Genomic DNA, 25,301 nt, shown 5'->3' with positions numbered 1-25,301 from the left:
TAGCGGGAGGCGAAGCGGAGACGGCGGGGCCCAGGGTGGTGCGGCGCCGACGGCGGGGGCGGGAGCCGGCCCCCGCCGTCGGACGCCCGGTCGCACGCCGTGGGTGAACGCCGCCCTCACTGCCCCCCGCACGGCGGGTCGTACGAGAGCTGGGGCAGGTACTCGTGCCACTTCTCCGGCGTCAGAACGCCCCGTGTGGTCGAACAGATCCGGCGGATCGCCCGGCGGCTGTCCAGGTCCCACAGCCGGACGGTGCCGCCGCCGCTCGACACTCCGAGCAGGTTGTTCCTGGGGCTGAACGACAGGAAAGTGCCGGTCTTGGCGTTGGGGCTCGTCGATTGTCCGAGGGGAACGGCCCTGGAGGGGACCTTGACGTTCCAGAACTGGACCGAGTTGTCGTGGCCGCCGCTCGCCAGGGTGCTGCCGTCCCTGCTGAACGTCAGCGACACGACCGCTTCGGTGTGCCCGGTGAGCGGGGAGCCCAGCCGGGCCGCCCTGCGGGGGTCGGAGGTGTTCCAGAGCCGGACGGTGTCGTCGTCGCTGCCGCTGACCAGGGTGCGGCCGTCCGGGCTGTAGGCGAGCGCGTTGACCGGTCCCAGGTGCCCCGTGAGGGGCGCGCCGAGCGGGGCGGGGCGGCGGGGGTCGGTCATCTTCCAGAGCCGGATGGTGTCGTCCGCGCTGCCGCTGGCGAGCGTGCGGCCGTCCGGGCTGAAGACGAGGGCGTTGAGGTAACCCCTGTGACCGGTGAGCGGCGCGCCGTACGGCACGACGTGGGAGGGGTCGCCGACGTTCCACAGTCGAAAGGTGCGGTCGGTGTACGCGGTGGCGAGCGTGCGCCCGTCCGGGCTGAAGACCAGCGCGTGGTCACCCATGAACCGTGTCCGCAGGGTGATGGGCGGCCCGTAGGAGACCGGCCGGGCCGGGTCGCTGACGTTCCACAGATACACCTCCCGGTGCCCCGTCAGCACCGCGAGGGTGCGGCCGTCGGGGGAGAAGACCGGCGTACGGTCGTCGCCGTCCGCGGGCATGAACGGTTTGCCCAGCGACGCGGGCCGGTCGGGGTGCTCCACGTTCCACAGCCGGATCCGCCCGTTGAGCGGGGCCGTGGCGAGCACCCGTCCGTCCGGGCGGAACACTCCGACCCGGCCGATCACGTCCGACGTCGGTATCGACCACAGGCGGACCTTGCTGTCGCCGCTGCCCGTGGCGAGGGTCTTGCCGTCCGGGCTGAAGCCCACCGCGAACATCTCCCCGCTGCTGCCCGCGAGGGGCTCGCCGACCTGCGACGGGTACGCCGGATCGCTGACGTTCCACAGGCTCGCGGTGCTGTCGGCGCTGCCGGCGGCGAGCATGTTTCCGTCCCGGCTGAACGCCACCGACCACAGCGGACCGGTGTGGCCGGTGAGCGGCGGGCCGAGCGGTGCCGCGCGCCGTGGATCGGCCACCTTCCAGAGCCGGAGGGTGTTGTCCGCGCCGCCGCTGGCGAGCGTGCGGCCGTCAGGGCTGAAGGCCACCGAGTGCACCGTGCTCGTATGGCCGGTCAGCGGCTGGCCGATCGGCCGGGGGCGAGGCCGGTCGGTCATGTCCCACAGCCGGATCGTGTGGTCGTCGCCACCGGTTGCCAACGTCCGTCCGTCGGGGCTGAACGCCAGACAGCGCACGGCGGCGGTGTGGCCGGTCAGGGCACCGCGCGCCTTCGGCCGGTGCGGGTCATGCACGTCCCACAGGCGCACGCGGTGGTCCTCGTTGGCCGAGGCCAGGGTGCGTCCGTCCGGACTGAAGGCGACCAGGTAGATCGTGCCGCCGTGGCCGACCAACGGCGCGCCGAGCGGCCGCGGGTGGCCGGGGTCCCGTACGTCCCACAGCCGGATCGTGCCGTCGTCCGAAGCGCTGGCGAGGGTGTGTCCGTCCGGGCTGAAGACCGCGCTGCTCACCCAGCTCTGGTGGCCGGTGAGGGGCTTGCCCAGCGGCTTGGGGCGGGTGGGGTCCGCCACGTCCCACAGGCGCACGGTCCGGTCGTAGCTGGCGGTGGCCAGGACCCGCCCGTCCGGGCTGAACGAGGTGAGGTAGACGGCGCCGGTGTGGCCCGGAAGGGGGGTGGCCAGCGGTGCGTTCACCGTCGAGACCAGCCGGTTGTTGGTGTTCTTATCGTCGGGCCGCAAATCGTGTGCGACCAGATCGAGTTGGGCCGAAAGGGACGGATCGGTGTACTGGGCGCGGTCGGCCTCGGCGAGCACCTGCTGGAAGACGGTGTCGTCCCGCTGCTGCCACGCCTCCACCGCCGAGCCGACGGCCAGCACCGCCATGACGACCAGGGCCGCCACCGCCCCACGGCTCAGCAGGACCGTGCGCCTGCGCAGCCGGACCGAAGCGGCCAGGAACTCCACCGCGCTGCGGGTCAGGAAGGTGCCACCGGCGGACTCCGCCCAGGTACGGGCCTGTTCGAGGCGGGAGCCCCGGTAGAGCAGCGAGGTGTCGCGGTTCGAGCCCTCCCAGGCCCTGCCGTCCTCCTCCAACTGCTGGCGCAGCAGGTTGCCGTTCCGGTCCTCGTCGATCCAGTCGCGCAGCCGCGGCCAGGCATGGAGCAGCGCCTCATGGGTGATCTCCACGGCCTCCGCGTCGAGCGTCACCAAGCGGGCGTGGACCAGCGCTTCGAGCGATTCCTCCGTCTTGTGGGGATCCGTCGACTCCTCCGCCAGTTGGCGCCGCGTCCCCCGCCTGCGGGTGGCCTGGGTGTCCTCGCCCAGCCGGACCAGCCTGAGCAGGAGCAGCCTCGCGGCCGTGCGGGCCGTCGGGTCGAGACCGGACCAGGCCCGCTCGGCGGTCGCCGCCACCGCGCCCTGCATTCCGCCCGCCGCGCGGTAGCCGGCCAGCGTCAGCCGGCCCGCCTTCCGCCGCTGCCAGGTGGCGAGCAGGGCGTGGGAGAGCAGCGGCAGCACCCCCGCGTCGTGTGCCCCGCCGGGGCCGTCCGCGCCCACTTCCCGGACGATCAGCTCCGCCAGCCCCGGTTCGAGCTCCAGGCCCACGGCCTTGGCCGGGCCGGTCACCGCCTCCCGCAGCTCCGCGGTGGTCAGCGGCCCGAGCACCATGTGCCGGTGCTGCAGCGCATCGGCCAGTTCGGGGTGGCCGAGGCACTGCTCGTAGAAGTCGGCGCGGATGCCGAGGATGACGAGCACGGGGGCCGGCTGACACGGATCGGCCGGCGTGCAGGCGGCGTGCAGCAGCTGGACGAACGTGCGCCTGGCCGCCTCGTCGGAGCAGAGCGTGAACGCCTCCTCGAACTGGTCCACGATCACGACCGGACGGGCGGCGGCGGACGTCTCGCGCCGCGCCCACGCCGTGGCGGCCTTCCGCACCGCGTGCCCGAACTCCGGGGTGCCGGGCGCCGCTGCCGAGGGTTCCTCCGCCGCGGAGACGAGGGGCGCGAGCTCCGGGATCCGGCGGGTCAGCTCGGCGAGCGGATCGGCTCCCGGCACGAGCTGGAGTACCACTCGCTCCTCGCCGTTCTCGCCGTCCGGGGCGCCCTTCCGCAGCGCGGGTACCAGGCCGGCGCTCAGCAGGGAGGACTTCCCCGCCCCCGAGGCGCCCACGAGCATGACCAGGCCGCCCGTCCGCTCCGCCGCGCGGAGTTGGGCGACGAGGGCCTCCGTGCTCCGCTCCCGGCCGAAGAACCACCGGGCGTCCTGCTGCCGGTACGAGGCCAGCCCGCGGTACGGGCACACCCCGCTGACGGGCGCCGCCTCGTCGGTGGCCCGCTCCTCCTCCTGCGCGGGCGCCGCACCGCGGTCACCGGCCGGCCCGGCGACCGCGCGCTCCCAGAGCCGGTGCCACTGCGCCAGGTCGTACAGCCCGGTGGACACCGGCGTGGGCCGCAGGCGTCGGGCCTGGGGTATCAGGATGTTCAGCACCGCGGCGAGGGCGGCGAACTGCGCGGGCACGTTCTTGGCCCGTCGCCAGTCGCTGATCCGCTGCACCGAAACCCGTACGGGCCGCCCGCGTTCGTCGACCCGCTGAAGCCGGACGACCGCCTCGGCCACCGTCTTCAGGGGCGGATTGCCGGCCTCCTTGTACAGCAGCGCGAGACGTTCCGCGAAGGCTGTACGTGCGCCTGAGTCGGAACTCAAGGCCTCCACCCCCTACTTCCCCGCACTAGGACATCCGGACCGGAAAACTCACCTTAGCTCGCTGACCTGCGATGAATCCCCCGGCCCGGTACCGGAACCTCCTCGGTGTGAGCCACAGCTGGCAGGATCACCATCCAGCGGCGACCAACCGGTTCCTACCCGGACCGCCCACCGCCTCACTGCCCGAGAGGGGACTCGTGGTGCACGTCCTCGGACACCTCTCGGTGCAGGTCCACGGCCACCCGCCGCCGGACCCGCAGGCCGGTGGTCACGGCCCGGGCCGATGAACGCGCAGGACCCGTGGAGCCGGTCCCGCCCGGACCGCTTCCGCGCCGCCCACGGGTCCGACCGTCCTCGGTCCACGCCGCTGTGGCGCGGACCGACCGCCCGCGCCGTTCGACACCGGTCCCCACGAGGGGAGGGACCGGTGGCGAATGGCGCGGCGTTGTTTCTCCTTCCGCGCACTGCCGCGCTTCCGCCCGGCACCACGGCCCGGGTACCGCATGTGTCCGGGGGCACGTCCGGCACGGCGTCCGGTGAGCACCGGCAAGGCCCCTGAAGTGACGTCAGCAGCCACCACCCGACGGGCCCCGCCCAAGATCCGCTCCCGCCCACCCCGATCCGGCCCGGAAAACGCATCAGGCCCGGTTTCCGTTTCCGAAAACCGGGCCTGACGGGACATGCACCCGCGACCTCTTCGTCCGCGTGTGAGGCGCCCTGAGCGCCTGACTCGGTGGTGTTCCGGCCGGGGTCGGTCTGACCGCGGGGCCGCGTTCAGTGCGGCGAGCGCGACCTCGTACGGTCGCTGCCAAGCCGGCCTCGCCTTGGTCCCGCAGGACCGGCAGGCCACCCATCACCTTTAGGAGACCAGGAAGCTGACCCGCACGGGCAGATCGCTGTCCCAACTTATCTCTACGCGGACGTCAACCACTCCATTATCGTGCGGAGCCACGTTGCAGATCTTCATAACGGCATTGCCGATGAAAGGTTGGCCGTCGGGGTGGATCTCGGTCAGTGACGCCATGACCGCATGATTGTGTGTCACGCCGGTAAGGCCAGTAAATGGCTGAATGACGATGCCGTGACCATGCATGAGCCCCAGGAAACCGGCTGCCGATGGCACCAGCGTCTCCACGGGGGTTACCTCGGTGGCCTCTCTCGACCGGAGATCCGGCGCCCCGTCTGTTTCGTATGCGACCTTGTCTGCCATTGCTGTGCCCCCTTCTGGTAGCGGTACCAGGAAGCACCCCCAACTGTGGAGCGCAGGGCATAAAGGGCCTAACGGCTCAATTGCGGGAGGGGTTAAGGGGCGGGGTGCCCTATTCTTCACCCCGCCGGCGACAACTCGCCCCAAGCATCAAGTCGTCCGCCGCTCTGCGCTCGACCGCACGGTCACACATTCAGTCGGCTGATGCTTGGGTGCCTTCTGCTTTCCATGTTATGACTCTGGTTTCCGCACAGCAACCGTTCGGTGACGCTTCGAGCAGTGAATCTTCGTTTCCCTTGTATCGTCACCTATTCAATGAGTCTGCTGGATGAGGGAGGTTACTGTTCCAAGCCTGACCCAGCGTCATCTGGCGACGGCGTCGAAGAGGACCAGAAGAGCGAGCCCCCACCTTCATGGCTCGTGGCGACGGGCGTGCTTGGTTACAGCCCGCAGGAGCCGCGGTCGAGGTGGAAGTATCGGGCGTTGGCCCAGCGGCACAGCCGGATACCGACGATGACGCCGACGATCGTGATCAGGGCCGGCAGGTATCCGCTGGCGACCTGGATGATCGGGATCGCAGGGCAGCCACCTGAGATCGCCCAGCCCGTACCGAACAACACCGCGCCGGGGATCACGCCGGCATGGATGCGCCCTGGGGTGCGGCGGACCCGCAGCAGAGCGAACGCGCACACGATGATCACCACAGCACCCGCGAAGGACAGGAACATACGCAGGTCCTGGAAGGTGAACATGCGATTCAACTCGGCGTAGTCGCCGAAGCCGATGTTGGTGACGGTATAACCGAGGGCCAGTCCGGTGATGATGTTGGCCAGCAGAATCGCACCCCGGGTGCGCATCAGATCACCTTCCACAGGAGGAACGACACCGCGACGGCGGTGCCGAAGAACACGGCGGTCGCGACGATGCTGACCGGGCGTAGCCGGCCGCAGCCGCTGAGTCCGTGGCCGGAGCTGCACCCACCGGCCAGCCGAGTGCCGAAGCCGACCAGCACGCCTCCCACGAACAGCACGGCGATCATGGTGGTCGGATCGGCGGTGACCAGGTTCCGAAAGCCCGGGCCCAGGTCGTAGCTGAGGTGGAACCGCCCGGAGGTGGCCGCGGCGATGAACCCGCCGAGGAAGATCGACATCAGCAGGGCAGCCTGAGTGACCAGCGGGGCCGGGCGCAGGCTCGTGGCTGCCGGGCGCTCACTCGCTGCCGCTTCGGCGTCGGCTTCGAGCGGCTGCGACTCCCCGTACGGAACCTGCGGCACGGTCGACGTGCCGGTGCCGGTGCCGAAGTGCTCCGCTGTGGCTGCGGCAAGCGCCTCAGCGAGCGCTTGATCGTCGGTGAACTCCTCGTCCATCCGCTCGAGTTGGCGTTCGCGACGCCAGTGCAGCACGCGATCCCACGCGGCCGACACCCCGAGAGACCGATCGGTGATGAGGCTGTGGTTGATCGTGACCAGAGCGAGCCCGATAGCGCCCGCCCACCAGGGCCAGTAGGTACTCATGCGGGTCCTCCCATCCAGTCGGCAAATCGAGCCCACCAGCCGCGCTTCGAGCCGGGCGCAGCGAGGCTGTCCGAAGGTCGGGCAACCTGTGGGGACGGTGACGGTTGCTGATCCCAGGCAGCTGCTGGCGTAGGTGGTACCCCGAACTGGGCCATGGCCTCGGGCGGCGCGGTGCCAGGTCCTGACTGCTCATGTGGCGGGGCCGGTGTTGGCTGGGGCCAGGACGCGGTCTCCGGCGGCCCCGAAGCGGGCCGTGGCGGCGGGGGCTGTTGGGGGACCGCCGCCGGGCTGGTGGCGCCGGATCGATCCACCCCGGTCCGGGCTTCGAGGTGTCGCGCGCTTGCTCCGTTGGGCAGCAGGCTGATCGGCACGCGCTCGCCGGTGAGTGACATCTGGTAGCGCGCACAGCCAAGCCATCGATCCGCGCTGTCGCAGTAGTATTCGCGCCAACCCTGCAAGCTCGCCCTGAGTAGGGGAAAAAGGGGGCATCCTGTGGCGTGCGAGCAACCCACGTTGCTCCCTCCTGACTGGCGCACCACCCGTTCGCGGAGGGCGGTTGCCGTTCTCGATTCCTGCCCTCGCTGTGTCCGGTCGACGGTCTGAAAAGCAATGCGGTGGCGGGCAGTGACAGTAAGGCGCTGTGCCTCCATTCCTCGACCGGGCGCGATGCAACCATTGTTTCTGTGTTCCGAGCAACTCGGGGAATTTTTCCAAACAGTTCACTTGGCGCCACCCAGTGAGGTACCCTCCGCGACGGATTTGCGGCGTCTGCCTCTCGTGTCCGGAAATTTATGACCGCCGGCGAGGTCACTTGGGTCGCGATTCGACTGCGTGATCGCGGCTCGCGCTGGCGCAAGTCAGCTGTTTATGGAGGCGGTGTAAATTCTGGAGTTTCTTGTGGTGGTGGCGTGAATGTCTTGGATGTCAAACGAAGAGTTAAGGGAGGGCAATAATGTGCCAACGTGCTGTCTGTCGGTCGTGCCGGAAGTTGACCTATGAGGGCTGCGGAAGGCATGTGGACCAAGTTCTCATGGGTGTGCCAACGGATCAGCGGTGCATGTGCGAGCCCGCGGAACGCAAGCGTGAACGCATAGCGGAGGCGACGATTCGATCGGAATCGGTGCCAGACCGACAGGATGGGGCGTCGCGACGCACACACGCTCCTGATTACCCAGGGAGTCGGCCAGGCCGATCGAGGGGCGGCTGGTGGGCTCGGCTCATCGATTGGGTGAAAAGACCGGCATGAGGTAATGAAGGTGTTGGTTATGGGGCCATGAGAACGCGGATTTCAGAACCCCGGGGGGACGCCTGCGAGAGGGCGACCTTCCTGGTCGCCGGTGCTACCCGACGTCCTTTGCGGGATTCACTGATGACGGCAGCCCGCGGGCCACTGCCACGTGGGACGCCCGGGCTGCCGTATGCGCGCAGGAGCGGGCCAGCACGGGGGGAATCGGCCCGCTCCTGCGGTCGGCGCCCGCGTACCTCCGCAGGAGAGCGAGCGCCTCGACCCTCATGATCGGGTCACTCCTTTCAGCGTGCTGTGCCCCTGGAATGTCACTGATGGCGAGAGATGGTCACCAATCCAGCGCTCTTGTGAATAAAGCAACTTAAAGCCGTCACGACTCAGCCGCTAACCATGCACGCATCCTTGTCCTCTGGCGGGGCTGCCCGTAGCAGACGGGCTCTGCGCTGCGCGGAAAGACAAGGTTGCAGGGCCGGTACGCTGGGGCCGCTGCGGCACCCCGCACCTTGATCCGCGCCCCACGGTGAGTCATGGCCTGCGGCGATCAAGACGTCTTTGGGCATGAGGATGAAGAACAAGTGCTGATAGCGGGCCGATACCGGCTGCGTGACACCATCGGGCGGGGCGCGATGGGAGAGGTCTGGCGGGCCTTCGACGAGACGCTCGGCAGACCGGTTGCCGTGAAACTCCTGCTCCCCCACGACTCCGACCCCACCGCGCCCTCCCGCTTCCGGCTGGAGGCGCAGACCGCCGGACGCCTCAGCCACCCGCACGTGGTCGCCGTTCTCGACTTCGGCGAGCACGAAGACCGTCTGTTCCTGGTGATGGAGCTCGTCGATGGGGACAGCCTCGCCGACCGGCTCACCGTCTCCGGACCGCTGCCCGCCGAGCACGTGGCCCACATCGCCGCACAGGCCGCCCTTGGGCTGGCCGCCGCGCACCGGCAGGGCATCGTGCACCGGGACATCAAGCCAGCCAACCTCCTGCTGGGCGCCGACGGAACCCTGAAGATCGGCGACTTCGGCATCGCCCGCTTCCTCGACGACCCCGGTGCCGCGCTCACCGCCACCGGTCAGATCGTGGGCACCAGCCTCTACCTCGCGCCCGAGCGGGCTCTGGGCCGCACCGCCGGCCCGGCATCCGACGTGTACTCCCTGGGCTGCGTGCTCTACCAACTCCTCACCGGCCGGCCTCCGTTCCAGGCGGACGGTGCGCTCGCGGTGCTTCGTCAGCACCTTGATGCCGCCCCGGTCCCACCCCGGCAACTCGGGGTCGATCTAGCGCCCGCCTTCGAGAGCTATCTGCTCGGTCTGCTGGCCAAGGAGTCCGAGAGCCGACCCACGGCTGACGAGGTGGCGGACTGGTTCGGGCGCGGAGCCTGGCGCGGTGCGCGGGAGCCGCTGCCGAGCGAACACGGGCATCACGGCCGCCCGGACCGGCCGCACGTCACCGGCTCAAGAGCCGCCGCCCCTGCAGGCTCCCTCTCCGCTCCCACCGCCCACTCCGACCGTGCCTTCGCCCCGGTGGCGGAAACCGAGTGGCAGACGAGCGTGCACCGGTCCGCGACCCGCCGCGCACACCTGCCGTTCCTCCGTCGTTCCCGGCTGGTGGCTGTGCTGGGCGGCGCCGGCATCTTCACCCTGGCGTTGCTGGCGGGCATAGTGTGGTTCTCGCCCGACACCGGCTCAGCGCAGGGGCCGCAGACCAACCCCTCCACGAGCACGAGTCCCGCCACGCCGCCCCCCTCGGCGTCGTACGAGACTGCTTCCCCACCTCCGGCACAGCTTGCCGAGCAGAAGCCGGAGAGGGCCCCCAAAGCCACACCAGGCCCCAAGAAGGCCGGCAGGCCCGGCAAGCGCAAGCACTGACAGGCGCCCGGAGCCCGGATCCTCACACGGTCTGCATCGCCTGGCCCCTGCCGCCCCACCTGTTGGGGGGACGCCGCCCGAGCCACCCGCACTGTCTCCGTCAGGATCTCTGCCGAGCCCACCGGCTGACGACACCCGGACCCACCCCAAACGACAACGTCGGCCTTCAGGCCTCAACCGAGCCCTGAAGGCCGACGTCACGCGAGCCCCTGAATTCGCCAACGCACCACCGACGGGGCGCAGTAGCCCGGCCCCGAATTGACCAGTAGTGCGCAGAGGATTGTCGGGGCGTCAGAGCCCGGCTATGCCGGAAAAGCTGGCCTGACCCGAGACGGGGCCGTTGACCTGGATGCCGCCGCCGCCGCTGATCGTGCCGCCGGGCAGCCCGGGCAGTCCCGGGACCGCGGACGTGGCGTCCTGAACCATGTCGCCGAGAACGCCGCCGGAAACGCCGTCCAGGTCGGCCTCGGAAATCTCTCGGGTCTCGACGGGAGTGAAGTCGTTACGCATGACTGTCCTTTCCACTCATAGCTTGGCGCGAGAGCAAACCATGCCGACCGGCCGCCCGGCGACCCCGGCCCATCGGTAATGTCTTCCGAGGTTCCCCAATATCCCCACATGCCGACCCGTGGAACCGTTCACGGGATCACGGGAACGCCTTCACACTTCTTTCGAGATCCGACGCACGTGGCCGGTTTAGGGCGCCATCGCCGCCGGAAACTGGTGGGACATGTCGGCATTCGAGACCGGTCAGGGCGCGGCGGGCCCGGGTCATACGGGGAGTCCGTGACCTTCCTGTGCGGTTCGCGGATGCCGCCCTCAAGGAAAATCCGCCCGCGCTACCCGCACCGTCTCCGCCGGAGCCATTCCTGCCGCCATCGGCCGCATCGACACCAACACCCTTTTCAAGCAACGATGTCGGCTTTTACGGCTACAATCACATCGTGAAGGCCGCCGTCACGCAGGCCCCGAATTAGCCCACAACTCCCTCCTCGGACACTTGGGGTTCGCGGAGAAGCGCAGCAGCCATTGGCGCGGCCCGTACGAGATCGAGAGTCGACCCGTGGGAGAAGAAGGAGAAGGCCGTGTCCGCGGCCTCCAGGGCGCGAAGCTGGTCGATGTCGTGCGCCGTGCCGGTGTCTCCGCCGGCACGGTGTCCAACGTCCTGAACCGCCCCGACCGCGTTGCCGGAGCCACGCGGGTACAGGGGGAGCAGGCTGTCGAGGACCTGGCTAGATCCCGATTGCCCACGGGCCACACCCCACGGCCTGCGTCACACGCACCGGACCATGCTGGCGGACCTCGGCACAGAGAAGGTCCTCATGGACGAGCGCATGAGTCACATCGACGGCTCCGTCTCCGCGCGCTACGCCCACGTGGCCGCGGGCATGCGGAGGCGGCTGCTGTCCGGCCTGACGGGTCTTTGGGAGGCGTCTATCGACGCCCGGTTGGCGATGTGTCCCACGTCACCAGTGGCCGCGCTCGATCGGCTGTTGAGGGCGGGGCGGCGGCCGCCGCCTGGGAGGGGGATTCCAAGATCTTCTCCCAAGAGGGCTCCGTAAACGGATCAGGGGCCTGATCCACTGAGTGGATCAGGCCCCTGACCTGGTGTTCCTTCAGTCGGGGTGGCGGGATTTGAACCCACGACCTCTTCGTCCCGAACGAAGCGCGCTGCCAAGCTGCGCTACACCCCGAAGCAACGAGCTCTACTTTAGCGGACTGATCCCCGTAGGTGAAATCCGGTTCCCGCGGCGACGGGGAGCGGGCCTGAGCTGGTCGGTCCCGATGGCGATCAGCGGCAGCAGGAAGGCGGCGAGGGCCAGCGTGAGGGCGGTGGGCAGGGAGGGGGCGGGGGCGCCGGCCGCGGCGGGGAGGGTGAGGGCGAAGCAGAGGTAGAGCAGCGGGTAGGCCGGCCACTGCCGGGCATGGGCGAGGCGGAAGCCACGCGGGGCGGTGAGCAGCAGCCAGTCGGCGACGGCGGCGAGCGGGACGAGGGTGAAGAGGAGGAGGTGCGGGAGGGCTTGGGCGGCGGTGGCGCCGGGGCCGGGGGAGGGGAGGGTGAAGGCGGTGACCGGGAGGGCGTGCTGGGCGAGGGCCGCGAGGGCGACGTAGCAGAGGACGGCGCCGGTCAGGCGGGGGCTCAGGGGGTGGCGACCGGTCCAGGCGCGGCGGGCGGACCCCGCGGAGACCACGGCCAGGGCGAGGGTGGCCTGCCCGGTGAACGAGGCGGCGAGGCGGGCGGGCGAGGGGCCGCTGCGCGCCGCCATCAAGAGGCCGGTCAGGGCCGCCGCGGTGATCAGGAGGCGGAAGGCGGCCGCGAGGGGCCGGCGGACCCGGGGAGCGACGGCGTAGGCCGGCGTGCGGGCGGCGGCCCCGGCCGGGCCGCCGATGTGGCGCGTGGACTGCGAGGTCCGGGTGGGGTCGGACATTCCTCCACGGTAGGGGGAGGAGGGGCGGCGGGGGCGCGCTGGCGCGGTACGGAACTCCGTGTCGGCGGCGCCCGCCCCAGGCGGCGCCCAAGCGGCGCCCCCCAGGAGGCGGGCCCGCGGAGCGGGGTGGTCGGACCGCGCCACCGGGGGGCCGGGCGCCCGGCGCCGCGGTCAGTCCCGTGCGGTGAGGGTCAGCAGCGTTGCCTCCGGGGGGCAGGCGAAGCGGACCGGGGTGTAGCGGTTGGTGCCGCAGCCGGCGGAGACGTGCAGGAAGGAGGTGCGGCCGGCGGCGGTGTGGGTGGACAGCCCCTTGACCCGGTCGGTGTCGAGGTCGCAGTTGGTGACCAGGGCCCCGTAGAAGGGGATGCAGAGCTGCCCGCCGTGGGTGTGGCCGGCCAGGATCAGCGGGTAGCCGTCGGCGGCGAAGGCGTCCAGGGAGCGCAGGTAGGGGGCGTGGACCACGGCCAGGGAGAGGTCGGCGCCGGATTCCGGGCCGCCGGCCACCTCGGCGTAGCGGTCGCGCTTGATGTGCGGGTCGTCCAGGCCAGTCAGGGCGATCTCGATGCCCTCCAGCTTGAGGCGCCCGCGAGTGTTGGACAGGCCGACCCAGCCGGCGGCGTCGAAGGCGTCGCGCAGCTCCTCCCACGGGTTGTGGACGGCGCCGACGACCGGCGCGTTGCCGTTGAGGCCGTGCCGGCCCTGGACCCGCTCCAGCAGATAGCGGGCGGGGTTGCGCAGCTTGGGGCCGTAGTAGTCGTTCGAGCCGAAGACGTACGCACCGGGGAACTCCATCAGCGGGCCGAGCGCGTCGAGGGTCTCGGGGACGCCCTCGGGGTCGGAGAGGTTGTCCCCCGTGTTGATGACGAAGTCGGGGCGCAGACCGGCGAGCGACTGCAGCCAGCGCTGCTTCTTGCGCTGCCCGCCGACCATGTGGATGTCGGAGACCTGCAGGACGCGCAACGGGCGCATGCCACGGGGCAGTACGGGAACGGTGACGCGCCGCAGGCGGAACGAGCGGACTTCGAAGCCGGCGGCGTAGGCCAGGCCGGCTGCGCCGACTGCGGTCAAGGTCAGGGGTACTCCGTATCGCGCGCGCATGGTTCCCATCGTTGCAGAGTGACGGGGGTGGTTGCAGCGGGAGGGGCGGCCGGGGTGTGCGGGGGCCGGCCCCCACAGCTGCCGCGGCCGGGCACCGGCAGTGCCGGGTGAGCACGGAGGCAGGGGAGGCGGGGGAGGCGGGGGAGGCCGGGAAGAGGGTGGGGACAAGGGCGGGGCCGCGGGGGTCCGGAGGGGGCGCGGGGGGAAAAGGCGCGGCGGTTGTCGGTGGGGCGGGGCATACTCATCGGCATGACCACGCTCAAGACCAAGCTGCAGGACGACCTCACCAGCGCGATCAAGGCGCGCGACGAGCTGCGCTCCTCGACCCTCCGTCTCACCCTGACCGCGATCCAGAAGGAAGAGGTCGCGGGCAAGGCGGCGCGTGAGCTGTCCGACGGCGAGGTCGAGAAGATCATCGCGCGGGAGGCGAAGAAGCGCCGGGAGGCCGCGGACGCCTTCGAGCAGGGCGGCCGGGGCGACCAGGCCGAGCGGGAGCGCGCCGAGGGCGAGCTGCTCGCGGACTACCTCCCCAAGCCGCTGACCGACGACGAGCTGGAGTCGCTGGTCGCGGCGGCGGTGGCGGAGGCCAAGGGCGCCGGTGCCGAGGGGCCGAGGGCGATGGGCGCGGTGATGAAGATCGTCAACCCGCAGGTGGCGGGGCGCGCCGAGGGCGGCCGGGTCGCCGCGATGGTGAAGAAGCTGCTGGCCGGCTGAGCCCGCTGCTCGGCCGCACGCCCGGTGCGGCCGATGACCGGCCGCACACGGCACCGCCGAGCCGCGGCCGGAGAACGGACGCCGATGCGCACGGACGCCGATGCGCACGGACGCCGACGCGCACGGACACCGACGCCGAAGGGGCGCCCCCCAAGGGAGGCGCCCCTTCTCGCTGCGTGCCGCCGGGCTGCTGCGCCGGAACGGGCTGCCGGTTCGGCCGTGGGCCGCCGCGTCATCGCGTCGGCGGCCTCAACCAGCCCGCCCTCAGCCCCCGTTGGTGCCGCCGAACAGACCCGGCCAGTCCGGGAGGTGCCAGCCGCCGCCCGGCTTGTTGTCGCCGCCGTGGCCACGCCCGGGCCGGTGCTTGCCGCGCCCCTTGTCGTCGCCCTGGTCCCCGCCCTGGTCCCCGCCCTTGTCCTTCACCGGGTCGCTGACCGGGACCGTGGGCAGGGCCGGCGCGGGCCGGCCGGCGAGTGCGCCGGTCATCGCGTCGCGCCAGATGGGGCCGGGGGTGTCGGCGCCGTAGACCTTCTCGTGCGGGACGCCGCCGATGGTGATGTTGTACATCTTGCGCTTGTGCTGCGGGTCGCCGACCCAGACGGCGCCCGCGGCGTTCGGGGTGTAGCCGACGAACCAGGCGGCGTACCGGCTGTCGCTGGTGCCGGTCTTACCCGCGCTGTCGCGGCCCTTGAGACCGGCCTCCTTGCCGGTGCCGTCCTCGACCACGCCCTTGAGGAGGGTGTTGACGGTGTCCGCGGTCCGCTTGGACATCGCGCTGCGGCAGCTGGTCTGCGGGACCCGCAGCTGCTGGCCGCGAGCGTCGGTGATCGACTCGATGGCGACCGGGGAGCAGTACTCGCCGCCGTTGGCGAAGGCCGCGTAACCGGACGCCATGGTCAGCGGCGACATCTCCTGCACGCCCAGCGTCATCGACGGAACCTGCTGCAACGGCTTGCCGTCCGCCCGCTCGATGCCCATCTTCTGCGCCATCTTCACCGCGGGGCAGATGCCCATGTCGCTGATCAGCTGCACGAAGTAGGTGTTGACCGACTTCGCGGTCGCCTCCTTCATGCCGTAGGGGCCGACCTCCTGCCGGTTCTCGTTCTGGGTCATGTCGGAGGGGGAACCGCGCCACTCGCCGTTACAGGTCTGCACCGGGCTCGGGTACGGCATCCGGTACGGCGAGGGGTACTCCTGCTCGGGGCTGGTGCCCTGCTCCAGCGCGGCCGCCGCGATCACCGGCTTGAAGGTCGACCCGGGCTGGTAGCCCGCGCCGCCGCCCATGTTGTGGTCCACCGAGAGGTTGATCACGGTCTGGTTCGGTCCGAAGCCGTACGGGCGGGACTGGCCCATGCCGAGGATCTTGCCGGTGCCCGGCTCGACGATGGTCGCGGCCGAGGCCACCGGGTCGTCCTGGTAGACGTGGTCGCTCAGGGAGGCCTGGATGGACTTCTGGGTCTGCGGGTCGAGGGTGGTGTGGATGGTCATGCCGCCCTGGTCCCAGCGCTTCAGCCGCTCCTCGCGGTTCTTTCCGAAGGAGCGGTCGCCGAGGAAGACCTTGCGGATGTAGTCGCAGAAGAATCCGGCGCCGTGGGTGGCGGTGATGCAGCCGTTCTTGGGGCGGCTGACCGCCAGCTTGATCGGCTTCTTGGCGGCCGCGTCCGCCTGCGCCTGGGTGATGTCCTTCAGATCGGCCATCCGCTGGAGCACGGTGTTGCGCCGCCGGGTGGCCTCGTTGGGGGCGCTGACCGGGTCGTAACGGCTGGGCGACTGGACGATGCCGGCCAGCAGCGCCGACTCCTCCAGGCTGAGGTCCTTGGCGTGCTTGCTGAAGTACCGCTGGGCGGCGGCCTCGATGCCGTAGGCCTGCTGCCCGAAGAACGTGATGTTGAGGTAGTTCTGCAGGATCCGGCGCTTGCCGAGCTCCTTCTCCACCTGGATCGCGTACTTGAGCTCCTTGACCTTGCGGCCGATCGTCTGCTGCGTGGCCTGCGCGACCTTGTCCGGGTCGTCGCCGGCCTCCTCGACGAAGACGTTCTTCACATACTGCTGGGTCAGGGTGGAGGCGCCCTGGGAGACGCCGCCCGACTGGGCGTTCTTGTTCACCGCCCGCAGGATGCCCTTCAGGTCGATCGCGCCGTGCTCGTAGAAGCGCGCGTCCTCGATCGCGACGATCGCCTTCCGGATGTACGGCGACATGTCCTTGAGGTCGACGACCGTGCGGTCACGGGAGTAGACCTTGGCGATCTCGCCGCCGTCGGCGTCAAGAATGGTGGTCCGCTGGCTCAGCGGCGGGGTCTTGAGGTTCGCCGGGATCTCGTCGAAGCCTTCGACCGACCCCTTGGCGGCGAGGCCGAGCGCCCCGGCCGCCGGGAGCGCGAGGCCGGCGAGCACCGCACCGGCCAGGACGCTGACGCCGAGGAACTTCGCGGCCGCCTGCGTCTTGGACAGACCTCCGCCATCGCGCTTGTTGGGCATGGGAGCCAGCCTACGTTCTCATTCGCCGGACAGGGGCGCACCTGTTCGCCTAGCCTGTTTTCAGCGGCCACCGCCGAACGGTTACGCCCCAGTTCGTCAACCCCCACTTCCTCACGGACCGGCCCTCCCGTGTCCCCGCGCATCGACCGAAACCCCGCGTCAACGCAGTGAACTGTCCTGCCTTATGAGGTAAGTGACGTATGTCGCACGGTCACTCCGTTGGGTGATCTGCCGCGTACGCATAGTCCGTTCGGGCCATTCAAGATTGGGCCCGAAGGGGGTGTTGCGCCCTGCCCGCCTTCCGTAACGTCCTCAACTGGCAACGGTGAATATGCCGCTTGCCGCCGTGGGGGAGCCTCGATTCGGGAGAGGACGGCGCCAGCATGAGCTGGGTAACCGACTGGAGTACACAGGCAGCCTGCCGCACCACCGATCCGGATGAGCTGTTCGTTCAAGGGGCCGCGCAGAACCGCGCCAAGGCCGTCTGCACCGGATGTCCGGTGCGTACGGAATGCCTGGCCGATGCCCTGGACAACCGGGTGGAGTTCGGCGTGTGGGGCGGGATGACCGAGCGCGAGCGGAGGGCGTTGCTGCGCCGCCGCCCGACCGTGACGTCGTGGCGCCGCCTGCTGGAGACCGCGCGTACGGAATACGAGCGCAGCACGGGCCTGCTGCCGGTGGACTGCGAGGACGAGGAGTTCGACGCCTTCGCCGCGGTCGGATAGCGGGCCGGGCGACCGGTGGGAACGTCCGGTCGCGGGTGCGCTGCCGTCCGTCATGGTCCGGTCCTGTCACGGTCCGGTCCTGTCACAGTGCCGGGCGGTCGTGGGCATACGGCACGGGCGACGGATCGTGAGCGGTGAGTCATGGCCGTGGGCGCGGCCAGCGGCTTCCTGCTGGCGGCCGGTCCGCGGTGTCGACGGTTGTGGTGTGGGCGGTCATGATGCCCATGGCCGTAATGCCGATGGCCGTGATCGTTGGTGTCTGTCGCGCCGTTGGCGTCTGCCGGGAAGCGGGCGGAGGATGCGCGCGTGCTGTGCCGTGACGCGATGCAGCGATCTCAGATGCGCCGGAACGGTCGTGGAGTGGCGGGAGTTGCGGCCGCCCACCGGGAGAGGCGAAAGGCGGCGGAAGGGCGTGCCGGCCGGTGGCGCCGCCAGGGAAGTCGGCTGCTGTCGGCGGGTGCCCTTGTGATCTGTCGCTAATTGTCAGCGTTGTCGGAGATGCCGGTTTCCGGGCCGTTCAGGGCCAGTCGCTCGCCGATCGCGCGGAGGCCGGCGAGGTCATGGACGTCCCCGGGGAGCGCGGCGACCTCCGTCACCGGAACCTCGGGGTGCAGTGCGCTGAAGCGGTCCCGCGTGCGCCGTTCGCGCGCGAGGACCTGCATGCGTTCCGCGTGCAGTCGTAGTAGCCCGGCGGCGAGTTGGGCCGCTGAGGCCGGCGTGGGTGTCATAGGCGCCGCCGCGGCGGGGGAGGGGCCACCGGCGGTACCGGATCCAGTCTTCCCTTCGCCCAGATCCACAATGCCGGTGGCTTCAAGATTATTTTCGGCGTGGTCCGCTTCGGGGCGCTCGCCCTCGGCCACCCCGTCCGCCGGCGCCTCCTCCGGTAGGAGCCCCTCCGTCAGGACCTCCGCGGCGGCCAGCGCACGCTCGGCGCTGAGTCGGGCCGCACCGCTGCCGTGCACCCGGTTGAGCACCAGGCCGGCCAGCGGCATCTGCTCGGCGGCCAGCCGCTCGACGAAGTACGCCGCCTCGCGCAGCGCGTCCCGCTCCGGTGCGGCCACCACGAGGAAGGCCGTGCCGGGGGCCTGCAGCAGGCGGTAGGTGGCGTCCGCGCGGGTGCGGAAGCCGCCGAACATGGTGTCCATGGCGGCCACGAACGTCTGGACGTCGCGCAGTAGTTGGCCGCCCATGAGCTTGCTGAGCGTGCCGGTCATCATCGACATGCCGACGTTGAGGAACTTCATGCCGGCCCGGCCGCCCACCTTGGCCGGTGCCATCAGGACCCGGATGAACTTGCCGTCCAGGAAGGAGCCGAGGCGCTTGGGCGCGTCCAGGAAGTCCAGCGCGGAGCGGCTCGGTGGCGTGTCCACGATGATCAGGTCCCACTCGTCGTCCGCACGGAGCTGGCCGAGCTTCTCCATGGCCATGTACTCCTGCGTGCCCGCGAAACCGGCCGACAGGGACTGGTAGAAGGGGTTCTCCAGGATGGCGCGGGCCCGCTCGGCGTCCGCATGGCCCTCGACGATCTCGTCGAAGGTGCGCTTCATGTCCAGCATCATCGCGTGCAGTTCGCCGCCCGCGGCCTCGTCGACGCCCTTGACCCGGCGGGGGACATTGTCGAGCTCGGAGATGCCCATCGACTGTGCCAGCCGCCTGGCCGGGTCGATGGTCAGCACCACGACCTTGCGGCCGCGCTCCGCCGCGCGTACGCCCAGCGCCGCGGCGGTGGTGGTCTTGCCGACGCCGCCCGAGCCGCAGCACACCACGATGCGGGTCCCCGGGTCGTCGATCAGCGCATCGACTTCGAGGCCCGGGGCCGAGGCGTCCAGCGTCGTGTCGTCCAAGGTCATATGGGCCCCTGTTTCCGCAGGTCTCTCGCCAGGCGGTAGAGCCCGGCGAGATCCACTCCTTCGGGGAGCAGCTCCAACTCGTAGGTGGGCAGGCCGAGAGCGGTCAGCTCGGCGTGCTCGGCGCGCTCCAGCTCGACCCGTTCGGCATGCTCGCGGGCCTGCTCCAGCAAGGGGTCGATCAGCCGGTCCGCCAGGCCGCCGCGCCGGGCACCGCCCAGACCGGCCTGGGACAGCGCCCTGGCCACGCCCGTACGGGCCCCGCGGGCGGCGATGACGTCCAGATCGCCGTTGTCCAGCAGCGCCGGGCGGGTCATGTTGATGACGATGCCGCCGACGGGGATGCCGGCGGCGCGCAGCTCCTCGACCCCGTCCGCGGTCTCCTGGACCGGCATCTCCTCCAGGAGTGTCACCAGGTGCACCGCGGTCTCGGGCGACTTGATGACCCGCATCACGGCCTGCGCCTGATTGTGGATCGGGCCGATCTTCGCGAGGCCGGCGACCTCGTCGTTGACGTTCAGGAAGCGGGTGATGCGGCCGGTCGGCGGGGCGTCCATCACCACCGCGTCGTAGACGAACCTGCCGCTCTTGTCCTTGCGGCGGACCGCCTCGCACGCCTTGCCAGTCAGCAGGACGTCCCGCAGGCCCGGCGCGATGGTCGTGGCGAAGTCGATCGCCCCGAGCTTCTTCAGCGCGCGGCCGGCGCTGCCGAGCTTGTAGAACATCTGGAGGTAGTCCAGCAGGGCGCGTTCGGCGTCGATGGCCAACGCATGGACCTCCCCGCCACCGGGACCCACTGCGATCTTGCGTTCCTCGTAGGGAAGCGCTTCGGTCTCGAACAGCTGGGCAATGCCCTGCCGGCCCTCGACCTCGACCAGGAGGGTGCGGCGCCCCTCGGTGGCCAGGGCGAGCGCGAGGGCGGCGGCGACCGTGGTCTTGCCGGTGCCGCCCTTGCCGCTGACGACATGGAGCCTGCTCACGCCAAGGAGCCTAACCAGTCCTCGTCGCGGCTACGCACGGGATACGCCTGACAAGACCCGGAGATCCGTCCGGGGAGGGTCAGGGGAGGGTCAGGGATGTGCCGTAGGGGGCGGGCGGTGGCACGTCCGCGGCGCCGGGTCGGGCGGGGACGGGCGGCCCGCGCCGGACGGCGTCCGCAGCCGCCGTGGACAGGCATTACGCTCGGCCCATGACCAAGTGGGAATACGCGACCGTGCCGCTGCTCGTGCACGCGACGAAGCAGATTCTGGACACCTGGGGCGAGGACGGCTGGGAGCTGGTCCAGGTCGTGCCGGGCCCGAACAACCCCGAGCAGTTGGTGGCCTACCTCAAGAGGGAGAAGGCGTGAGCGCCGTAGAAGACAAGGTGGCCTCGCTCGGGCTGAAGGTGCCCGAGGTCGTGCCGCCGCTGGCGACCTACCAGCCCGCGGTGCGCTCGGGCTCGTACGTCTACACCTCCGGCCAGCTGCCGATGGTGGACGGCGCCCTGCCGGCCACCGGCAAGGTCGGCGCCGAGGTCAGCCCGGAGCAGGCCAAGGAGCTCGCCGCGACCTGTGCGCTGAACGCGGTGGCCGCGGTGAAGTCCGTCATCGGTGACCTCGACAAGATCCGGCGGATCGTGAAGGTCGTCGGTTTCGTGGCCTCCGCCCCGGACTTCACCGGCCAGCCGGCCGTCCTCAACGGCGCCAGCGAGCTGCTCGGCGAGATCTTCGGCGACAAGGGCGTGCACGCCCGCTCCGCCGTGGGCGTGGCGGTGCTGCCGCTCGACGCCCCGGTCGAGGTCGAGATCCAGGTCGAGGTCGAGGACTAGGCAGCACCAGGTGGACCCGGCCGGGGCCCGGTCCCGTGCCGAGGCCTCGGCCTCGGGCGGACGCGGTGCCTTCCCCCTCCCCCTCCTCCCCTCCGGGGCGGGTTCGGGGGCGGGGGGACCGGCCCGCCCCGCGCGGTGGCCGGGCACTCGCCAGCGTCGTCCCTGCTGAGGGGCCCGGCGGAAAAGGGGCCCTCGAACATCCGCGCAGGAGCGCATAGCATCCGGCCATGTCGTCCACGACCAATGGCCAGTGGTACCCGCCGGAGTGGCCGGGCCGCATCCGGGCGCTCGCGAGCGGTGAGCTGACTCCCGTTGAGCCCCGGCGGGCCGCGACCGTCCTGCTGCTGCGGGACTCGGAATCCGGCGGCCCCGCCGTCCACATGCTCCGCAGACGCGCCTCCATGGCCTTCGCCGGAGGCGCGTATGCCTATCCGGGGGGCTCGGTCGATCCGCGGGACGAGCGACCGGTGGCCTGGGCGGGCCCCTCGCGCGCCCAGTGGGCGGTCCGTATGGGCGTCGATCCGGCGGCCGCACAGGCCATCGTCTGCGCGGCGGTGCGCGAGACGTTCGAGGAGGCGGGCGTGCTGCTCGCCGGCGAATCGGCCGACACGGTCGTCGCGGACACGACGGGCGAGGACTGGGAGGCGGACCGCGCGGCGCTGGTCGCCCACGAGCTGTCCTTCGCCGATTTCCTCGGCCGTCGCGGCCTGGTCCTGCGCTCCGACCTGTTGGGCGCCTGGGCCCGCTGGATCACCCCGGAGTTCGAGCCACGGCGCTACGACACCTGGTTCTTCGTCGCCGCACTGCCTGAGGGCCAGCGCACCCGTAACGCGTCCACCGAGGCGGACCGGACGGTGTGGATCCGCCCGGAGGAGGCCGCCGCCGGCTACGACCGCGGTGAGCTGCTGATGATGCCCCCGACGATCGCCACGCTGCGTGGCCTCCAGCCGTACCCGGCCGCCGCGGCCGCCCTGGCCGCCGCGGAGGCGCAGGACCTGACGCCCGTACTGGCCCGTGCCCGCCTGGTGGGGGACGAGATCGAGCTGAGCTGGCCCGGGCACGAGGAATTCACCAAGCACATCGCGCAACAGGGCGCCGAGGACGCCGCCCCCGGGGACGGTGCTTCCGACGGCCCCTCAGACGCCCCCGGCCCCTCGGGAGGGAACCCCGCATGACCGATGCAGCTGCCCTCCCGGGCCAGCCCCGCGGCGGAGTGATCTCCGGCCCGGCCACCGCGCGCGCCCACTGCGTGCTGGCACCGAACCCGTCGGCGATGACGCTGGACGGCACCAACACCTGGATCGTCGCCGAGCCGGACTCCGACCTGGCGGTGGTCATCGACCCGGGACCGCTAGACGAGGGGCACCTCCGGGCCGTCATCGACACCGCCGAACGCGCCGGCAAGCGCATCGCACTGACCGTGCTGACCCATGGCCACCCGGACCACGCCGACGGGGCGGGTAGGTTCGCCGAGCTGACCCGTTCGCCCGTACGGGCGCTGGACCCGGAGCTGCGCCTCGGCGACGAGGGGCTGGGAGCGGGCGATGTCCTCACCACCGGGGGCCTCGAACTGCGCGTGGTGCCCACACCGGGCCACACCGCCGACTCGCTCTCCTTCCACCTGCCCGCCGACCGCGCGGTGCTGACCGGCGACACCATCCTGGGACGCGGTACGACCGTGGTCGCGCACCCGGATGGGCGGCTGGGCGACTACCTGGACTCGCTGCGCCGGCTGCGGTCCCTCACGGTGGACGACGGGGTCTCGACGGTGCTGCCCGGCCACGGGCCGGTGCTGAACGACGCCCAGGGGGCGGTGGAGTTCTATCTGGCGCACCGGGCCAACCGGCTCGCCCAGGTGGAGACCGCGGTCGAGGCCGGCCACCGTACGCCCGCCGAGGTCGTCGCGAGCGTCTACGCCGACGTCGACCGGTCCCTGTGGCCGGCCGCCGAGTTGTCGGTACGGGCCCAGCTGGAGTACCTGGGCGAACACGGGCTGATCGGGGACTGAACGGCGACCGAGCGGAGCAGGGCCGGGGCCGGGGCGGGCGGGGACCAGACTGAGCGGCACCGGCCGCGCCCCCGGCCCCCGACCCGCCGCCGACCCACCGTCGTCCCCCCGACCCGCTGTTGTCCCCCGGACCGCCGCGAGGCTCCGTCAGCGAGGCTGTGGGCGGGGCGCCTTCGCCCCGTGGACGGCGAGGTATTCGTCGGCCAGCCAGGGGGCGAGGACGGCGAGGAGCTCGTCCAGTAGCTCCGGGTACGCGGCGGGCGTCCGGGCGGCGCGGGCCGCGGCGCGCATCTGCTCGGCGTGCGCCGGGTAGTAGTGGCCGAACACCTTGGCCGACTGGTCGAGATCGCTCGTCCAGCCGCCCCAGCGCGGCATCACGAGCGTGAAGCCGGTGCGGACGAGGCGGCGCGCCACGCCCCGGGTCAGCCGGATGCGCTCGGCCTCCGTGGTGGCGGCCGCCGCCCTGTCACGCAGATCGGGCAGGCTGACGAAGAGGTCGCCGTTGGTCTCGCGGGCGAGGAGCGAGGTGGGCCGGTAGCGGGGCAGCCGCACGGCGAGGTCCGGGCCGCTCAGCGGGGTGCACAGGCAGGCCACGAACCAGCCCAGGTCATGGCGCTCCGCCTCGCTCAGCAGCCGGTCGACGCCGAACAGCAGCAGCCCGGCGCCGTCGATCTGCCCGTGGGCGGCGTTCAGCCCCTCCTCGACGGTGCGGGCCGCGGCCCGGTCGGCGTCGGTCGGCTCGTCCCGCAGGGCGAGCAGCGCGTCCAGGTCGGAGACGCCGGGGACCGCGGTGCCGCGGGGGATGCTGCCGTAGAGGTAGCTGCTGTGCAGGCGGTCGGGGCCGAAGTGGTCCGTCAGCCGGGCGCTCAGGTCCGCCACAACGGGCGCGAAGGGGGCTGGCACCCGGGACAGGGCGCCCTCCCGTACGAAGCAGCCGTCCCGGTCGAGTCCCGGGCCGGTGCCCGCTCGCGTGCCCCCGTTGCCGTTCATGCCGCCACTATGGCGAGTCGGCCGCCGGCCCCGCGCGGCAATAACCGCGCGGCAGGAACCGGGGGCGACATCCGCGCGGCAAAGGTGAAGGGCCCCGCCGGAGCGGGGCCCTTCACCGGGACTGCGTGCGGGTGGGTCAGCGCGAGCGCTTGGCCAGCCGCTCGACGTCCAGCAGGATCACGGCGCGCGCCTCCAGGCGCAGCCAGCCGCGGCCCGCGAAGTCCGCGAGCGCCTTGTTGACCGTCTCGCGGGAGGCGCCGACCAGCTGGGCCAACTCTTCCTGCGTCAGGTCGTGGACGACGTGGATGCCTTCCTCGGACTGCACGCCGAACCGGCGCGACAGGTCGAGCAGGGCGCGCGCCACACGGCCCGGTACGTCGGAGAAGACCAGGTCGGACATCTGGTCGTTGGTCTTGCGCAGCCGGCGGGCGACCGCGCGGAGGAGGGCCGTTGCCACCTCGGGGCGGGCGTTCAGCCAAGGCTGGAGGTCGCCGTGGCCCAGGCCGAGCAGCTTGACCTCGGTGAGGGCGGAGGCCGTGGCCGTACGGGGGCCCGGGTCGAACAGGGAGAGCTCGCCGATCAGCTCTCCGGGGCCGAGGACGGCGAGCATGTTCTCCCGCCCGTCGGGGGAGGTGCGGTGCAGCTTCACCTTGCCCTCGGTGACCACGTAGAGGCGGTCGCCGGGGTCCCCTTCGTGGAACAGGGCGTCGCCGCGGGCGAGCGTGACCTCTCCCATCGAGGCGCGCAGCTCGGCCGCCTGCTCGTCATCGAGCGCCGCGAAGAGCGGTGCGCGCCGCAGAACGTCGTCCACGAGATCTCTCCTTGTCGACATGCTCCGGGGGACTGTGGTCCCCATCATGCCGGAATGCAAAACAGTGCGATCAATCACAAGTTTGCCGGACCGGTGCTCTCCGCCATAAGGCAGGGGGCCGATTGGGGTCACGAATCACAGTGATCAAGCCGGATGTCAGTGGGTGGCCTTAGTCTGGCCGAGTGTCCAATAGGCCGGTGAGAGCAGAGGACTGGGGGGCCGAACGAGTGAGCGCAGGACGCGATTCCGCTGTGGGCGAACAGACGTCCAGCGGGATGCCTCATTCGGATAAAAGTAGCAAATCGCCCTCCGGGGTGAGGGGCGGGCGGAAGCCGGCCGTCCGGATGGGCTGCCGTTCGCAGCCTGCGGGGCGGTACCCGAACCGCCCGGACGCTACGACCCCGCAGCCCATGGCCCCGCAGCCCGCGACCAGGAGA

The 25,301-nt window shown here is 71.2% G+C and carries 19 protein-coding genes, 1 tRNA gene and 1 pseudogene; 8 read left to right on the top strand and 13 right to left on the bottom strand.

The features are described 5' to 3' along the window. Nucleotides 1-116: 116 nt before the first annotated feature. The 4 genes from AB0G84_RS13995 to AB0G84_RS13980 form a co-directional block, all read right to left on the bottom strand. Nucleotides 117-4,133, bottom strand: coding sequence for an AAA family ATPase (locus AB0G84_RS13995; protein WP_361319538.1), 4,017 nt, complete (start codon nucleotides 4,131-4,133; stop codon nucleotides 117-119). A gap of 850 nt (nucleotides 4,134-4,983) precedes the next feature. Continuing rightward, the gene (locus AB0G84_RS13990; protein ID WP_361319536.1) at nucleotides 4,984-5,334 is read right to left on the bottom strand and encodes a hypothetical protein; all 351 of its coding nucleotides are present in this window, start codon (nucleotides 5,332-5,334) and stop codon (nucleotides 4,984-4,986) included. A 437-nt stretch (nucleotides 5,335-5,771) separates the two neighbouring features. Beyond that, nucleotides 5,772-6,188, bottom strand: a complete 417-nt coding sequence (locus AB0G84_RS13985; RefSeq protein ID WP_361319534.1) for a YeeE/YedE thiosulfate transporter family protein — start codon at nucleotides 6,186-6,188, stop codon at nucleotides 5,772-5,774. Next, nucleotides 6,188-6,844, bottom strand: a complete 657-nt coding sequence (locus AB0G84_RS13980; RefSeq protein ID WP_361319532.1) for a YeeE/YedE thiosulfate transporter family protein — start codon at nucleotides 6,842-6,844, stop codon at nucleotides 6,188-6,190. Before AB0G84_RS13980 ends, AB0G84_RS13985 begins: the two co-directional genes overlap by 1 nt. Before the next feature lie 1,821 nt (nucleotides 6,845-8,665). Here AB0G84_RS13980 and AB0G84_RS13975 point away from each other — a divergent pair. Further along, entirely contained in the window at nucleotides 8,666-9,955 is a 1,290-nt protein-coding gene (locus AB0G84_RS13975) for a protein kinase (RefSeq protein WP_361319530.1), read from the top strand. Between the two features lie 291 nt (nucleotides 9,956-10,246). Here AB0G84_RS13975 and AB0G84_RS13970 read toward each other — a convergent pair whose 3' ends face one another. Next, a complete protein-coding gene (locus AB0G84_RS13970) occupies nucleotides 10,247-10,465 on the bottom strand; it encodes a type A2 lantipeptide (RefSeq protein WP_361319528.1) in 219 nt (72 codons plus the stop codon). A 583-nt stretch (nucleotides 10,466-11,048) separates the two neighbouring features. Here AB0G84_RS13970 and AB0G84_RS13965 point away from each other — a divergent pair. Beyond that, a pseudogene (locus tag AB0G84_RS13965) lies at nucleotides 11,049-11,517 on the top strand (LacI family DNA-binding transcriptional regulator); the annotation flags it as partial. 58 nt (nucleotides 11,518-11,575) lie between these two features. Here AB0G84_RS13965 and AB0G84_RS13960 read toward each other — a convergent pair. The 3 genes from AB0G84_RS13960 to AB0G84_RS13950 form a co-directional block, all read right to left on the bottom strand. Beyond that, nucleotides 11,576-11,649 (bottom strand) — tRNA-Pro (locus AB0G84_RS13960). 12 nt (nucleotides 11,650-11,661) lie between these two features. Then, the gene (locus AB0G84_RS13955) at nucleotides 11,662-12,384 is read right to left on the bottom strand and encodes an integral membrane regulator (RefSeq protein WP_361319526.1); all 723 of its coding nucleotides are present in this window, start codon (nucleotides 12,382-12,384) and stop codon (nucleotides 11,662-11,664) included. Between the two features lie 171 nt (nucleotides 12,385-12,555). Further along, complete coding sequence (locus tag AB0G84_RS13950; RefSeq protein ID WP_361319524.1) at nucleotides 12,556-13,482, bottom strand: metallophosphoesterase; 927 nt, start codon at nucleotides 13,480-13,482, stop codon at nucleotides 12,556-12,558. 249 nt (nucleotides 13,483-13,731) lie between these two features. Between AB0G84_RS13950 and AB0G84_RS13945 the strand changes: the two genes are divergently transcribed. Further along, a complete protein-coding gene (locus tag AB0G84_RS13945; RefSeq protein ID WP_361319522.1) occupies nucleotides 13,732-14,196 on the top strand; it encodes a GatB/YqeY domain-containing protein in 465 nt (154 codons plus the stop codon). A gap of 264 nt (nucleotides 14,197-14,460) precedes the next feature. On the opposite strand, the gene AB0G84_RS13940 is transcribed toward AB0G84_RS13945, so the two are convergent. Beyond that, entirely contained in the window at nucleotides 14,461-16,674 is a 2,214-nt protein-coding gene (locus AB0G84_RS13940) for a transglycosylase domain-containing protein (protein ID WP_361319520.1), read from the bottom strand. Between the two features lie 383 nt (nucleotides 16,675-17,057). Here AB0G84_RS13940 and AB0G84_RS13935 point away from each other — a divergent pair, with 383 nt between their 5' ends. Next, complete coding sequence (locus AB0G84_RS13935; RefSeq protein WP_361319518.1) at nucleotides 17,058-17,399, top strand: WhiB family transcriptional regulator; 342 nt, start codon at nucleotides 17,058-17,060, stop codon at nucleotides 17,397-17,399. 476 nt (nucleotides 17,400-17,875) lie between these two features. Here the strand turns inward: AB0G84_RS13935 and AB0G84_RS13930 are convergent, their stop codons facing one another. After that, nucleotides 17,876-19,249, bottom strand: a complete 1,374-nt coding sequence (locus AB0G84_RS13930) for an ArsA family ATPase (RefSeq protein WP_361319516.1) — start codon at nucleotides 19,247-19,249, stop codon at nucleotides 17,876-17,878. Beyond that, nucleotides 19,246-20,226, bottom strand: a complete 981-nt coding sequence (locus AB0G84_RS13925; protein ID WP_361319514.1) for an ArsA-related P-loop ATPase — start codon at nucleotides 20,224-20,226, stop codon at nucleotides 19,246-19,248. Before AB0G84_RS13925 ends, AB0G84_RS13930 begins: the two co-directional genes overlap by 4 nt. A gap of 209 nt (nucleotides 20,227-20,435) precedes the next feature. Between AB0G84_RS13925 and AB0G84_RS13920 the strand changes: the two genes are divergently transcribed. The 4 genes from AB0G84_RS13920 (at nucleotide 20,436) to AB0G84_RS13905 (ending at nucleotide 23,063) form a co-directional block, all read left to right on the top strand. Next, the gene (locus tag AB0G84_RS13920) at nucleotides 20,436-20,594 is read left to right on the top strand and encodes a DUF4177 domain-containing protein (protein WP_003967454.1); all 159 of its coding nucleotides are present in this window, start codon (nucleotides 20,436-20,438) and stop codon (nucleotides 20,592-20,594) included. Then, nucleotides 20,591-21,055, top strand: a complete 465-nt coding sequence (locus tag AB0G84_RS13915; protein WP_361319512.1) for a RidA family protein — start codon at nucleotides 20,591-20,593, stop codon at nucleotides 21,053-21,055. The genes AB0G84_RS13920 and AB0G84_RS13915 overlap by 4 nt, the downstream gene beginning before the upstream one ends. 227 nt (nucleotides 21,056-21,282) lie before the next feature. Then, a complete protein-coding gene (locus AB0G84_RS13910; protein ID WP_361319510.1) occupies nucleotides 21,283-22,230 on the top strand; it encodes an NUDIX hydrolase in 948 nt (315 codons plus the stop codon). Continuing rightward, complete coding sequence (locus AB0G84_RS13905) at nucleotides 22,227-23,063, top strand: MBL fold metallo-hydrolase (protein WP_361319508.1); 837 nt, start codon at nucleotides 22,227-22,229, stop codon at nucleotides 23,061-23,063. The genes AB0G84_RS13910 and AB0G84_RS13905 overlap by 4 nt, the downstream gene beginning before the upstream one ends. Nucleotides 23,064-23,210: 147 nt before the next feature. On the opposite strand, the gene AB0G84_RS13900 is transcribed toward AB0G84_RS13905, so the two are convergent. Together AB0G84_RS13900 and AB0G84_RS13895 are read right to left on the bottom strand one after the other, a co-directional pair. Beyond that, the gene (locus AB0G84_RS13900) at nucleotides 23,211-24,053 is read right to left on the bottom strand and encodes a nucleotidyltransferase (protein WP_361319506.1); all 843 of its coding nucleotides are present in this window, start codon (nucleotides 24,051-24,053) and stop codon (nucleotides 23,211-23,213) included. A gap of 136 nt (nucleotides 24,054-24,189) precedes the next feature. Beyond that, nucleotides 24,190-24,864: a Crp/Fnr family transcriptional regulator gene (locus AB0G84_RS13895; RefSeq protein ID WP_006604164.1), complete on the bottom strand. Its 675-nt coding sequence runs from the start codon at nucleotides 24,862-24,864 to the stop codon at nucleotides 24,190-24,192. Between the last annotated feature and the right edge of the window lie 437 nt (nucleotides 24,865-25,301).

This window comes from Streptomyces sp. NPDC020742 (genome assembly GCF_040641675.1).
In the GTDB taxonomy this organism is placed as follows: Bacteria; Actinomycetota; Actinomycetes; order Streptomycetales; family Streptomycetaceae; genus Streptomyces.
Note: the sequence above shows the minus strand (reverse complement) of the source record. Positions and strands in the feature narration are given on the sequence as shown.

Bases quoted from the DNA above. Each gene is read 5' to 3' on its own strand.
- AB0G84_RS13955 (WP_361319526.1), bottom strand. From the start codon at position 12,384: ATGTCCGACCCCACCCGGACCTCGCAGTCCACGCGCCACATCGGCGGC.
- AB0G84_RS13935 (WP_361319518.1), top strand. From the start codon at position 17,058: ATGAGCTGGGTAACCGACTGGAGTACACAGGCAGCCTGCCGCACCACC.
- AB0G84_RS13920 (WP_003967454.1), top strand. From the start codon at position 20,436: ATGACCAAGTGGGAATACGCGACCGTGCCGCTGCTCGTGCACGCGACG.
- AB0G84_RS13905 (WP_361319508.1), top strand. From the start codon at position 22,227: ATGACCGATGCAGCTGCCCTCCCGGGCCAGCCCCGCGGCGGAGTGATC.
- AB0G84_RS13985 (WP_361319534.1), bottom strand. From the start codon at position 6,188: ATGCGCACCCGGGGTGCGATTCTGCTGGCCAACATCATCACCGGACTG.
- AB0G84_RS13970 (WP_361319528.1), bottom strand. From the start codon at position 10,465: ATGCGTAACGACTTCACTCCCGTCGAGACCCGAGAGATTTCCGAGGCC.
- AB0G84_RS13950 (WP_361319524.1), bottom strand. From the start codon at position 13,482: ATGCGCGCGCGATACGGAGTACCCCTGACCTTGACCGCAGTCGGCGCA.
- AB0G84_RS13940 (WP_361319520.1), bottom strand. From the start codon at position 16,674: ATGCCCAACAAGCGCGATGGCGGAGGTCTGTCCAAGACGCAGGCGGCC.
- AB0G84_RS13945 (WP_361319522.1), top strand. From the start codon at position 13,732: ATGACCACGCTCAAGACCAAGCTGCAGGACGACCTCACCAGCGCGATC.
- AB0G84_RS13900 (WP_361319506.1), bottom strand. From the start codon at position 24,053: ATGAACGGCAACGGGGGCACGCGAGCGGGCACCGGCCCGGGACTCGAC.
- AB0G84_RS13910 (WP_361319510.1), top strand. From the start codon at position 21,283: ATGTCGTCCACGACCAATGGCCAGTGGTACCCGCCGGAGTGGCCGGGC.
- AB0G84_RS13930 (WP_361319516.1), bottom strand. From the start codon at position 19,249: ATGACCTTGGACGACACGACGCTGGACGCCTCGGCCCCGGGCCTCGAA.
- AB0G84_RS13980 (WP_361319532.1), bottom strand. From the start codon at position 6,844: ATGAGTACCTACTGGCCCTGGTGGGCGGGCGCTATCGGGCTCGCTCTG.
- AB0G84_RS13990 (WP_361319536.1), bottom strand. From the start codon at position 5,334: ATGGCAGACAAGGTCGCATACGAAACAGACGGGGCGCCGGATCTCCGG.